This is a genomic window from Enterococcus crotali, from assembly GCF_000633635.1.
GTDB classification, from domain to species: Bacteria; Bacillota; Bacilli; order Lactobacillales; family Enterococcaceae; genus Enterococcus_L; species Enterococcus_L crotali.
On the sequence record NZ_AYPQ01000001.1, the window covers coordinates 903,134 to 916,217 of the forward strand.

Below are 13,084 nucleotides of genomic sequence, written 5' to 3' on the forward strand. Positions count from 1 at the left end.
TTTTATATGGACAAATGTTTCTTCATAAGAAAATAAGAAAAATGAAACTCTTGATAACTTCAATTAAATTGAATTTCTTCTGGATTTATATTTTATTCAATGCCTTGCTCATATTTAATCATCCTTTTTGATTGTTTCGATTTTCTTAATTGTTAGTTTTGGAGTATGTTTCTAGTATTGCTAATTCTTTACGTAGTTTCATAGCTACGAAAACTGTAATAACATCAGCAATTGGCTGTGCGAAAATAATGCCATTTTTTCCAAAAATATATGTAAAAATCAAGATAATTGGTATAAAACAAATTCCTTGTCTACAAATCCCTAATAAAAAGCCCTCTTTTACCTTACCTATTGCTAAAAGAAGTGATGAATATATTGTATAAAAGCCAAATATCATAAATGATAAACCATTTTTTGAAAAACATCAGATCAGGCGAGCAAATATAAACGACGAAAGATTTTGTAGCAAAGTTAAATATTAACGAGACGATATTCGGGGAAAAATCTGATTGAAATTAAAAAGTACGATTCTGCAATCTGCATAGTTCGTGCCTCTTATTTTGTGATATAATCAATTTGTTACAAATATTAATTTGTGAAATGGGGAGAAATATTGAAAAGATTAAGTACTATATTAGTAGCGTTGTTTGTAGTTATTGCATTGGTGGGTTGTGGAACTAAAGAAGTAAAACCAGATTACACTGAAGCAAAAGCAGAAGAAGCTTTAAACAACGGTGAGGATTTGGAAGGTAAAACAGTGAAAATTAAAGTATTAGAGTATGTCCCAGATGGACCGCTAGGTTATACAATTCAAGCTGGAGAACACCTCAATTTTATTTCTTCGGATAACCCTAAAATAAAAAATGGGGACGAATTAGTAGTCAAGATCAAAAAAGTCGAGAATCTAATGGGTTCTTTCATAATCACCTATGATAAAGTATAATTAAAAGATTGTGAACACTCTATATTTTTAGAGTGTTTTTTATAGATTTCAATAAACTATGAAATAAATAAAAAAAGAGTGATACAACAAGGTGGAGAGAATAATTGCCGAACGGTAATTTTAAATACTTTGAGCATTACAAAGATTCATATAGAGATAAGTAAAAAGGTTCCGTTAATCTAACTAGCAAATCAAAGGTAGCTCAGAAAGAAGCTCACTCTTGAGTACTGTGGACTTGCTAATGGCGTGAAAATATAATTGGAAATGATACCTTGTTAGTAAAATAGATACTATTCTAGTTAATAATATTTTGAAGGATTTTCACTACAGTGAAAGAAACTTGTCAAATAAGTATGTCTCCATTATTAAGTCAAAGCTTAAAAATATTTTTAGCTATGCAGCAAAAAAAAAGGTTACCTTATTGATAATCCCATCGATAAAGTCGAAATACCATATAAAAGAGATCAAAACTCTTCTAAAAATTAGAGATAAATTTTTAGAAACTGAAGAGTACGAAGAAATTATAGCCATTTCTATGGACCACAATAGGCGTTACAGGCTATTGTTCCAGTGGTTATACCTTACAGGAACGAGAGTCTGATCAAACTATATCAAAGGAATTAAAGATAAATAAAAAAAAGACATCGAACTTTTGTAGCCCCCTTGCCCCTTTTCTGCCTCCTTTTACTTTTAAAAAAAATTATTATCAAATCCATATATCAATTAATAAAACAAAGCAAAAAATAAAACCCCTTGAAAATCAAAGGGTTCATTGTTAATCAATAACAAGTTTTTAGCGACGGATTTCTTTAATACGAGCTGCTTTACCATGTAATGCACGTAAGTAATAAAGTTTCGCACGACGAACTTTACCATAGCGTACTACTTCGATTTGAGCAACACGTGGTGTGTGTAATGGGAATGTACGTTCCACACCAACACCGTTAGAAATTTTACGTACTGTATAAGTTTCGCTGATACCAGCGCCGCGGCGTCCGATAACAACTCCTTCAAATAACTGGATACGTTCGCGTGTTCCTTCGACTACTTTCGCATGAACGCGAACAGTGTCTCCAGGACGAAACGCAGGGATATCCGTACGTAATTGTTCTTGTGTTAATTCTTGAATTAATGGATTCATTCTTTTTTCTCCTCATTCCAAACATTCTTATGGCAACTGCCACAGCGGAATATCGTAATAGTTGAGCGCTTTGCACTCACTGAAATAGTGTAACATAGGTATTCAGAGCTGTAAAGTAATTTTCTTGATATCTCTTAGATAATCGGTTCGATCACAAGATTATCTAAATATCTTTGCAATTGATTGACCAATTTCCCTAAATGGATGCCATCAACGAGACGATGATTGACCTGAACAGAATAAGGTAAGACTAAATGATCTCCTTGCTTTTCAAACTTTCCCCAAGTCACTTTTGGTATCGAATCATCACGATCCATACTTAATTCATTTCCTAAATTTGTGAAAGAAAACCAAGGTAAACATGAAAATTGAATCATTGTATCTTGTTGATACTTCGATTTTGGAAAGTAGACTTGTTGAAGTTCACTAGCTTTTTTTGCTTCGTTAGAAAATTCCTTCAAGCTACCTTCAAAATCAAGTGTAACGATATGAAATAGTTCACTATTCATTTTTAAATCAGTAAAACTAGGAATCAATCGCTCAAGTAAAACAACCTCTTCCCCACGAATTTTATACCGAAAATTTTCAATAGAATTCATGACATTTGTCGTAGCTCCAATCAAGCCATAATAAAAAGAAATATCGTTACGTTTCACGTACTGATAAAAATGAGTCACATCAATTTGCGTTGTTATGTCATAAAGAGGGAACACATTATCTCCAGAAAAAAAATCAAAATGTTCTTTACGATCCCAAGTTGTTTGATCAATGACTTTGGCTGGTACGACCATCCTTAGACCTCCTTTTAAACTAGAGACAACCTGTTGCTATACTTTCTCGTTTCGAATTTCTTCCAACCATTTTTCTTGTTGTTCTGTTAAGTCAACTTTTTCAAGCATATCTGGTCTACGCTCTAAAGTTCTTCTTAATGATTCTTTTTGCTGCCATTCATCGATTAATTTATGATTTCCGTTGGTAAGTACTTCGGGTACAGTCATCCCCTTGAATTCAGCAGGACGTGTGTATTGCGGATGTTCAAGCAACCCAGTTGAATGTGAGTCAGTTTGCGCAGATAGTTTATTCCCCAACACATCAGGAAGCAAACGAACCGTGGCATCGATCATGACCATAGCACCTAACTCTCCACCAGTTAAAACATAATCCCCTAATGAAACTTCATCCGTAACCAATGAACGAATCCGCTCATCGTATCCTTCGTAATGACCACAGATAAAAACCAAATGCTCTTCTTCGGAAAACTCTTCCGCCATTTTCTGGTCAAATCGTTTACCAGCTGGATCTAGTAAAATCACACGTTTTTTAGTTTCCGGAGAACCTTCTTCAATTCTTCGTAAATTATCATAAATCGGCTGCACTTTTAAAAGCATCCCAGCGCCACCGCCATAAGGATAATCATCAACCGACTGATGCTTATTATCTGAATGATCCCGGAAATTAGATACATTGATTTCCAGTAAGTTTTTATCTACAGCTTTCCCAATGATCGATTCTCCCATCGGCCCTTCAAACATTCTTGGAAAAAGCGTCAATACATCAATTTTCATCATCGATCAAGCCTTCTGGAATTTCTACACGAACGATTCCTTCTTCTAAATCAACAGATTTAACAACAGATTCAATATAAGGGATCAAAACATCTTTTTTCTTTGGTCTTTGAACAACCCAGACATCATTAGCACCTGGTGAAAGAATTTCTTTGATTTTTCCTAGTTCTTCGCCATTTTCGTCAATAACAGTCAAGCCAATGATCTCGTGATAGTAAAACTCATCTCCAGGTAGATCTTTCAACTCGTCTTTCGACACTTTCAAAATTCCATCACGATATTTCTCGACATCATTAATTGAAAAATGATCTTCAAATGTTACAATATCAAAATTTTTATGTTTGCGATGAGTTTTGATCGTTAATTCGATTGGCGCCTTTTTTTCTTGAAATAATGTCAAAACTGATCCTTTTTTATAGCGTAGTTCTGGAAAATCTGTTTGAGAAATTACACGTACTTCCCCTTTTAAGCCTTGGGTATTGACGATTTTCCCAACATTTAAATATTCAGTCACTTAAAACCCTCATTTCAAAATTTTAGTCTTGTTTATTCTACCATTTCTATAGGCTGAATTCTATTATATATACATAAAAAGAAAGCCATTCAATGAAGAATCGCTTTCTTTTTAACTTTCTATGCGTTGACACCTGTTAATGTTCCGTAAATTAAGAACAAATTCAAAGCCGTCAATACAATCGCGATGATCCATGCCAGAACTTTTACCCACATTGGATTAGCAAATTTGCCCATGATTTTTTTATCACTCGTATACATCGTCAATGGAATAATCGAGATTGGTAAAGCGATACTTAAAAATACTTGGGTATACAACAACAAATCTTCCACCGCGGACTCTCTACCGCCGTATATAATCACGCAAACGATTACTGGAACGATCGCAATCAGACGTGTTACAACTCTACGCATCCATAGCGGCATTTTCAAATGAATAAAGCCTTCCATCACAATTTGTCCTGAAAGTGTCCCAGTGATCGTTGAATTTTGTCCAGAAGCAAGTAAAGCAATAGCAAATAAAATACTTAAAACTGGACTGGCAATATTTCCTACAATATCAGGATTTTTCAACGCATCAAACAAATCAACAAACTTCCCTAGATCACTATTTGTGCCATAAAATAAAGCACCACCCAAAATCAACAATAAACAATTCACGATAAAAGCCACCGTTAATTGAATATTTGAATCCCAAATTGTAAAACGAATCGCTTTGGCCTTTTCCTTGTCATCGTTACGATCAAACTTTCTTGCTTGAGCAATGGAAGAATGCAAATATAGATTATGCGGCATAACTGTAGCACCTACAATTCCTAGCGCTAAAAACAACATTGATTTATCACTAGCAATCCGAGTATCAGGAATAAAGCCTCGCAATACTTCCCCAATATTCGGATCAGCAAGAGCAACCTCGTAAGCAAAAACAAAAAAGATAACAGCAATCAAACAGGCTACAATTGCTTCAATTTTTCTAAAGCCTAATTTTGTCAAAAGTAACAGTAATAAAACATCAAAGGTTGTAATCAATACACCGATCAATAGTGGAAAGCCAAACAGTAATTGTAAGGCTACCGCTCCACCAATTACTTCAGCAATATCTGTTGCCATGATCGCAAGTTCTGTAATGATCCATAAAACAAAACCCGTTTTTTTGCTTGTATGCTCTCTGGTCGCCTGAGCTAGGTCTCTACCTGTCACAATTCCTAATTTAGCGGCCATACTTTGGAGCAACATTGCAATCAAGCTTGATAATAAGATGACACTTAACAAAGCATATTTATATTCTGCACCACCAGCGATCGATGTAATCCAGTTTCCAGGATCCATATAGCCAACTGCTACAAGTGCTCCTGGTCCGCTATAAGCCATCAATGTTCGCCAAAAGCTAGCATTTTTTGGAACATCAACTGTATTGTTGATTTCTTCTAAACTAGGGCCATTTGCATATTCCAACAACTTTTCTGCTTCATTTTTCTCTTCTTTCATGTTTATCCTTCTTCCAACTATAAATCATCAGGTTTATATTATTATATTTTTAGGTACACCTTAATCCTTAAAACAATTATAATCCTCTCATTGTTGCTTGTAAATAGGAAACACTTAGTTATTTTTTCAATTAGGGCTAAAGTAGGATGTTTTTAACTGCGATTCTTTGTATAATAATTTTATCAGATTGGTTCTTACAACTTTGTTCGTCAAAATCGATAAATAACAATGGTAAAATAATAGGAAGACTTTTATAATAAAGATAGTTAATTTTAAGGAGATGATACACATGAGCATCGCGCTTTCAAGAAAAATTATTAACTGCATTTCAATCGTAGGAATCATCGCAACGATTTCTGTAACGATTTATTTTATGCGATTAGGTGTTTTTAAGGATGTAGACGCGTTGAGAGGGTTAGTCGGTGACTCAGTCATCTTAGGACCTGTACTGTTTATTTTGGTGCAGATCGTTCAAGTTGTTATTCCAATCATTCCAGGCGGCATCAGTTGTGCTGCAGGTGTTTTGATTTTTGGTCCTTTGGCTGGATTCATTTATAATTACGTGGGTATTGCGATCGGCTCTGTCATCATATTCATGTTAGGCCGCCAATACGGTAAACCATTTATCTTAAGTTTAGTTAGTGATAAGACTTATAATAAGTACATTGGTTGGTTGGATAACGAAAAACGTTTTGAGCGCCTATTCGCCTTAGCAATTTTTCTTCCGATCGCACCAGATGATGCGCTTTGTTTAATGGCTGGTTTAACCAAAATGTCACTAAAGAAATTTACTTTGATCATTATTTTAGCAAAACCTGCGTCAATTTTCTTATATAGCTTAGCTTTGATATATGGTGGTACTTATTTAAACGGTTTGCTAGGATTTTAAAATAAAAAATTATATAATAAAGACTTGAATGGGATGCTTTCGTGTCCTATTTTCTTTTTTCAATTTACATAAGGGTGGAATAATTCATGAAATACCTAAAAAATAGTGTTAAAAATCTAATCGACTTTTTTGCTGGCACTTCAGCCTATCTTCGTGATGTCTTGTTGATGCACGGCTTTATGCTTTTCATTTTGCTCCCTCTTTTAGCTAGCTCTACCCGTTTTATTTTAAAGCGGGGAAATATCAATTATCTGTCATATGATACACTTCCAATAATTTTTGCAAAGCATCCTGGTGTGTTAATTGCTTTGATCATTGTATTATTGGCGATTGTGATCAGTGTGTTTTTTGAGTTTACCTTTTTATTGTTAAGTATTTTTTTCATTAAAAAAAAGCAGCCGATTTCTCTAACAAACTTGTTAAAAGGAACGTTACTTCAGCTTAAAAAAATTCGTTTCAGTACCATACTATTCTTCTTATTTTATTTTTTCTTAGTTTTACCGCTTAGTGGTTTAGGTTTTAATTCAGATTTATTGGCAAAAATAAAAATTCCAGCGTTTATAATGGATTTCATTTTTGCTAATCGCGTAACTATTATTGCCTTGGTTCTTTTGGGCTATCTACTCTTTTTCTATCTTTCTATCCGTTTGATTTTTGCATTACCTGAAATGATTTTAAGAGATGTACCCTTTCGTCAAGCAGTCAAAGAAAGCTGGCGTTCAACGAAAAATCACTTCTTTAGGATTCTTGGGCAGTTTATCGTGATTGGCGGAAGTATTCTACTGGTTTTTATTCTGAGTACTACCCTGATTCTTAGTGCTCAAGCAATTATTGAAACGACATTTCCTAGTTATGCTTTAGTCAGTGCAGTCGTTGCAATGACACTTTTACAGTTTATTTTACTGCTTAATATTATCTTCTCAACTGTAGGAATTTTTTATATTACAATCGATTATATGGACGATGAGGGGTTCTTACCTGACTTACCTCAATGGTTTTTCACTCAACCTACACAGCAGAAAAAAGAATGGACTGCTCTAAAAGTTAGCGGATTTGCCTTTATTGCAGTGATTTTTGGGATTGGCGTTGGTACTTACAACACTGATTTCCTAAGTAAGCCTTCCGTGACAGAGCCGTTAACATTCTCTCACAGAGGGGTTGACGCAAATAATGGTGTGCAAAACACTTTGCCTGCTCTTGAAAAAACAAGCGCAGAGCATCCTAACTATATCGAGATGGATGTTCAAGAAACCAAAGACAAACAATTTGTAGTCATGCATGACTTTAATTTGAAAAAACTTACTGGTGTGGATAAAAGGCCTAATCAATTGACCTTAACCGAATTGACTAAATTAACTGCTAGGGAAAATGGAATGGAAGCAAAAGTGTGTTCCTTTGATGAGTACTTAGCCAAAGCCAAAGAGCTAAACCAAAAGCTACTGATCGAGATCAAGACTACACCACAAGACAGCCCAGATTTAGTTGAACATTTCATTGAAAAATACCGTTCGATCATTTTATCAGAAAAGCATATTATTCAAACGTTAACTTTTAGCACAGCAACAGAACTAAAAGAAAAAGAACCTGACTTTTATGTTGGCTATATTCTTCCATTTAATATTGTAGGGCCACCCGTTTCAAATGTGGACTTTTTTACAATGGAGTATACAACTTTAAATCGAAATTTCATCAATGCTGCACATAATGATGGCAAAAAAGTTTATGCTTGGACTATCAATGATGAAGATACAATGACGCGGATGATGTTTTACGGTGTGGATGGAATTGTCACAGATGAGTTAAAACTGCTCAATGAAACAATCAAAACGGATTTAGATGAACTGACTTATTCAGATAAACTGTTTCATTTCGTTATAGGAATCGGTTAAAAAGATAAATAGAGTGACGTAAACGATAAATTGTCTACGTCACTCTATTTATTTTGAATTCATTCGTGTTTTGCCCTCTTGGCACATATAAAGAAGCGGACAGATATCACATTTAGGATTACGCGCTAAGCAATGATAGCGTCCAAAAAAAATCATCGTATGATGGGTTTTTACCCATAATTCTTTAGGAATTTTTCTCATCAATGTTTGTTCAACTTCCATGACATTAGCATCTAATTTGCAGATCCGTAAACGCTTTGACACTCGTTCAACATGGGTATCAACTGCAATTGCTGGTTCACCAAAAGCATCCCCCATCACCACATTAGCTGTTTTACGACCAACGCCTGGCAAAGAAACTAGTTCTTCTCGAGTTTCAGGTACTTTTCCATCAAATTGATCTAGCAATTGAGCGGCACACGCTTTAATATTCTTGGCTTTATTTCGATACAGACCGATTGTTTTGATTTTTTGAATAATCTCATCTATCGGGGCTGCCGCCAGTGCCTCAGGGGTTGGATAGGCCGCAAATAATGCAGGTGTTGCTTTATTCACAGAAACATCCGTTGCTTGAGCACTTAAAATAACAGCGATTAATAGTTGGAATGGACTTTTATGGGTCAATTCACATGCAGCTTCCGGGAACATATCATACATGATTTCTATAGCTTCCATTGTTTTTTCTTTGGAAAGCATTTATCTACCTCCTATTCACTATCTTCTGGGTTTAGCCAATTGTGAAGAGTAACTTTAGGAATTGGCTCATTTTGAGCACCTTGTTGCTCGATTTCCTTTTGAATCAACGCTTGTTTTCGACGTTTTTGATCTTCAGCCACTTGCTCTTTTGTCGTAATATTTTTACGCTCCCAAGCAAGTAAGATTCGATCGATATATTTTAAACTATACGCTTGATTTAACACGGCTTCTCTTAAGGCTAGTCGGATAAGTTCTGGTTGATAGTGATCTGTTTCAAGCCACTGTCCGATCATTTCCAGTTCAATTGGCGATAACTGGCGTCCAAACTCTTTTTCAAACCCTTGATAAAGCTGCTTGATCGTTTCTTCTGATGTCGCCTCTTTTTGCTTTTCCGTCTGTTTTTGCTGCAAAGATCAATTTTTTCAAAAATCGGTAGTAAATCATACGTATCCATCATTTGACCTTGATCGTTTTGTTTTGTTTCAATGATCAAAAAGCCACGTGAAACAAGTTGATTCATCAATTTATAAATAACATCGATTGGCTTGCCCATCATTTGACTGATTTCAGCTAAATCTGGAAACAAATCACCTTTTGCTTGGGAACGAAACAACTGCAGCCAGAATAAAAATTCTTCGTCCGTTAGACCTATTTTTTGATAATTCTCAATGACCAAATTGGAGACAGTCGTTTCACCGGCTTTCAGGTATTCATTGATAGATAACATAACTGCTCCCTCATTTCTGTTGCTAGATAATAATTGTTATTCTTTGATTTTATAGACATCATAATAGATTGATTTCATATAATCAATCAAATATTGTGGATTCAGTGCTTCACCCGTCGCATCTAAAATCAATTGATTTGGTTTTCTTGAGGCACCATATTGGTGGATATAATCAGTTAACCAGTTTTTGATTGAAGAGTAATCATCACTAGCTAAAACTGCATCTACATCAAGCTCTTTGCCCATTGCATGACGTAGTTGAGCAGCATACATGTAGCCTAAGGCATAAGATGGGAAATAACCAAAACTACCGCCAGACCAATGAACATCCTGTACGATGCCTTCTAAATCATTCTTAGGTCGAATCCCTAAATATTCTTCGTACTTATCATTCCAGATTTGAGGTAGATCATCGACGGAAACCTCTTCATTAAAAATCATTTTTTCAATTTCATAACGAATAATGATATGAAGTGGGTAAGTTAAACTGTCTGCTTCAATTCGCACCAAACTCGCCTTTGTCTCTTTTAATGAATCATAAAAAGTATCAAAATCAATATCATCAAAAGTACCTTCTGTGCACTCTTTAAAAAATGGGAATTGTTTTTGCCAAAACTGTTTATTACTACCAATAATAATTTCATTAAATAACGATTGAGACTCATGGATCCCCATAGAAGCGCCAGTTGAAAGTGGCGTGTAATCATATTTTGGATCGATACTTTGCTCGTAGATTCCATGACCCGCTTCATGGATGACACCAAATGTTGCCATTGAAAAATTCGTTTCATCCCAACGCGTTGTGATCCGTGCATCATTGCGATTCAAATCTAGCATGAATGGATGAACCGTATCATCTAAACGTCCACGAGAAAAATCATAGCCTAACTGCTCTGCAACTCCTGTTACAAAGGTTCTTTGTTGTTCTTTTGTTACACGTCTAGATAAAAAATCAGTACGAGGGACTGTTCCTTTTTCAGCAATCTGGGCTCTAATTTCCATGATTCCTGTTTTTAATTGAGTAAAAATTTGATCTAATTTTTCAACACTTAACCCAGGTTCATATTGATTCAACAAGACATCATAATTTGTTGCTTCATCTTTTTTCCAAAATGGAATAAATTCCTTTAAGAAATCGATAATCGTTTGGATTTCGTTTTTCATTTTAGCGAAATCTTTCGCTTTTCTAGCTTGCAGCCATGCTGTATGAGCATTGGTCAATGCAGTATTATACGCCTGCATCCGCTCAGCAGGAATGCTATGATTTAACTCATATTCTTCTTTGATCTTCTTATAAACGGCTAAACCGACTTCTGATAGCTCATCAGAGTGCGTGTCAAAATAAGCTAGAGCTTCTTGAACTTTTGGTCCCACGCTACGCTCAAATGACATTCCTGATAAATAACCGACAGCTTCGCCTCTAAACGCACTGCTCGCTTCTGGCATTCCAGTTTGGCTGTCCCATTCTAGCAAACCCAAAGCTTGGTTTATCAATTCGATTTCTCTGATTTCTTGCAAAAATTCTTGTTCTTTCATAACATTCACCTACTCTTCTCTTGGTTTTCTCGGTGGTCTTTCTCCCCAATATTGGAACAAATCAGTACGTAATGCACCATTATATAATTTTCTCTTTTTCGTAGCTCTTGCGCCATAATATTGTTCAAACGTTAAATCACTCGTTAAGATATATTTGCTCCACGTTTTAAGTGGACGAAAAACTTCGCCCATTTCTTTGTATAATTTACGCACGGATTCTTCTTCGCCTAAACGTTCTCCATAAGGCGGATTAGCAACCATTACACCGTATTCTTTTTCTGTCGTAAAATCACGCAACGCTAGCTGTTTGAATGTGATTGAATCACCTAAACCAATTTCTTCCGCATTCGCTTTGGCGATTTCGATCATTTTGCCATTGATATCAGATCCCATAATATCTAATTCAATATCATAATCGGCTTTCTCATCTGCTTCTTTACGAACTTTTTCAAAAACTGCAGAATCAAACCAATCCCATGTTTCACAAACAAATTCACGGTTAAACCCTGGTGCAATATTATGACCAATTAACGCTGCTTCAATACAAATAGTACCAGAACCACAAACCGGATCGTAAAAAGGACGATCTTTGCGCCAATTCGTTAACGCCACTAATGCCGCTGCCATATTCTCTTTTAGCGGTGCCCCACCTTTTTCAATACGATACCCCCGTTTAAATAAACTAGGCCCAGTTGTATCAATCGTTACAGTCACATGATCTTTTAAAAGAGCAACTTCTAATTGGAAAAATGCACCTGTTTCTGCTAGAGGCACGGTCGCAGGACGATGGTAAACTTCTCTCAAACGATTAACGATCGCTTTTTTAGTGATCGATTGGCAATCTGGTGTGCTGTATAATTTAGATTTGATGGATTTTCCAGCAACTGGAAATTCTGCATCCATCGGTAAATAATCTTCCCATGGTAATGCTTTAACTTTTTCAAATAACTCATCAAAGCTAAACGCATCAAATTCGCCAACAATAATTTTGATACGGTCTGCTGTTCTCAACCATAAATTAGCCGTAGCGATGGTTTCCATCGTCCCTTCAAATAAGGCTTTGCCATTTTCGACTTCGCATGGAATACCTAAATCACGTAATTCTTTCCCTACTAATGCTTCTAAACCACTTGCTGCCGTTGCAACAAGTTTAAATGTCTTTTCTTCTGTCATTATATCTCCTCTTGTTCTTGTTATCGTTAAGAACTGTTCCTTACTCTATCTATACTAAAATTTTGTTTATCTCTTACTTTAAAAAAAGCCTTCACAACAAAGTTGGAAGGTCATCCTGAATACTTGTAATTTTCTGTAAGCCATGTTCTGTATCGAATGCCTCTCAGGGAAAGACACTCGACGGTCATCATCTATCTGCAGAATTAATTCTGCCTCTTCTACTCGTTCATTTCCTTTAGAAGAGCGCCCCTACCATTGTTTGGGTTGCTCGCTCGAGGGGTTTACCGCGTTCCACCAATTCCGTTTCCAAAATTGCTTCGTCACTGTGGCACTTTCAAGGGTACTTTGACATAGTCGAAACCTTAGTCATTTTTCCTGCCGTTATTCTATTACTAGAATACCTTAGCTTATGATTTCGCTAAGCACGAACACTACAGACATCTCAGTCTGTGCGAGCATGGACTTTCCTCAGCCTGAATAAATTCAAACCGCGATCACCCGAAAATTACAAAATACTGCTTTCA

Annotated in this window: 10 protein-coding genes, 1 other RNA gene and 2 pseudogenes; 3 read left to right on the plus strand and 10 right to left on the minus strand. The window is 35.7% G+C overall.

Annotated features, from left to right (window positions below; all coding sequences use genetic code 11):
• Positions 1-613: 613 nt before the first annotated feature.
• Complete coding sequence (locus V192_RS0104275; RefSeq protein WP_025869105.1) at positions 614-943, plus strand: outer membrane protein assembly factor BamD; 330 nt, start codon at positions 614-616, stop codon at positions 941-943.
• 793 nt (positions 944-1,736) lie between these two features.
• On the opposite strand, the gene rplS is transcribed toward V192_RS0104275, so the two are convergent.
• The 5 genes from rplS to V192_RS0104300 form a co-directional block, all read right to left on the minus strand.
• Positions 1,737-2,084: a 50S ribosomal protein L19 gene (rplS, locus tag V192_RS0104280; protein ID WP_010761540.1), complete on the minus strand. Its 348-nt coding sequence runs from the start codon at positions 2,082-2,084 to the stop codon at positions 1,737-1,739.
• A gap of 134 nt (positions 2,085-2,218) precedes the next feature.
• Positions 2,219-2,875: a chloramphenicol acetyltransferase gene (locus V192_RS0104285; RefSeq protein WP_025869106.1), complete on the minus strand. Its 657-nt coding sequence runs from the start codon at positions 2,873-2,875 to the stop codon at positions 2,219-2,221.
• 36 nt (positions 2,876-2,911) lie between these two features.
• Positions 2,912-3,649 carry a tRNA (guanosine(37)-N1)-methyltransferase TrmD gene (gene trmD, locus V192_RS0104290; protein WP_025869107.1) on the minus strand — a complete coding sequence of 246 codons (738 nt, stop codon included), beginning with the start codon at positions 3,647-3,649 and terminating at the stop codon, positions 2,912-2,914.
• On the minus strand, positions 3,639-4,163 hold the full coding sequence (rimM, locus tag V192_RS0104295; protein ID WP_025869108.1) for a ribosome maturation factor RimM: 525 nt from the start codon (positions 4,161-4,163) through the stop codon (positions 3,639-3,641). Before rimM ends, trmD begins: the two co-directional genes overlap by 11 nt.
• 119 nt (positions 4,164-4,282) lie before the next feature.
• Positions 4,283-5,650: an Nramp family divalent metal transporter gene (locus V192_RS0104300; protein ID WP_025869109.1), complete on the minus strand. Its 1,368-nt coding sequence runs from the start codon at positions 5,648-5,650 to the stop codon at positions 4,283-4,285.
• 499 nt (positions 5,651-6,149) lie between these two features.
• On the opposite strand from V192_RS0104300, the pseudogene V192_RS0104305 reads away from it, so the two are divergent.
• Positions 6,150-6,539 (plus strand): annotated as a pseudogene (locus tag V192_RS0104305) (TVP38/TMEM64 family protein); the annotation flags it as partial.
• 86 nt (positions 6,540-6,625) lie between these two features.
• Positions 6,626-8,428, plus strand: a complete 1,803-nt coding sequence (locus tag V192_RS0104310) for a glycerophosphoryl diester phosphodiesterase membrane domain-containing protein (RefSeq protein ID WP_025869111.1) — start codon at positions 6,626-6,628, stop codon at positions 8,426-8,428.
• Positions 8,429-8,476: 48 nt separating this feature from the next.
• Here the strand turns inward: V192_RS0104310 and nth are convergent, their stop codons facing one another.
• The 5 genes and pseudogenes from nth to rnpB all read right to left on the minus strand — a co-directional run bounded on the left by nth (position 8,477) and on the right by rnpB (position 13,066).
• A complete protein-coding gene (gene nth / locus V192_RS0104315; protein WP_025869112.1) occupies positions 8,477-9,124 on the minus strand; it encodes an endonuclease III in 648 nt (215 codons plus the stop codon).
• An 11-nt stretch (positions 9,125-9,135) separates the two neighbouring features.
• Positions 9,136-9,851: pseudogene (locus V192_RS19270) on the minus strand (DnaD domain protein).
• A 36-nt stretch (positions 9,852-9,887) separates the two neighbouring features.
• Positions 9,888-11,387 carry a carboxypeptidase M32 gene (locus tag V192_RS0104325; protein WP_025869113.1) on the minus strand — a complete coding sequence of 500 codons (1,500 nt, stop codon included), beginning with the start codon at positions 11,385-11,387 and terminating at the stop codon, positions 9,888-9,890.
• A 9-nt stretch (positions 11,388-11,396) separates the two neighbouring features.
• A complete protein-coding gene (locus V192_RS0104330; RefSeq protein WP_025869114.1) occupies positions 11,397-12,560 on the minus strand; it encodes a THUMP domain-containing class I SAM-dependent RNA methyltransferase in 1,164 nt (387 codons plus the stop codon).
• 131 nt (positions 12,561-12,691) lie between these two features.
• Positions 12,692-13,066, minus strand: an RNA gene (rnpB, locus tag V192_RS21115) — RNase P RNA component class B.
• Positions 13,067-13,084 lie beyond the last annotated feature (18 nt).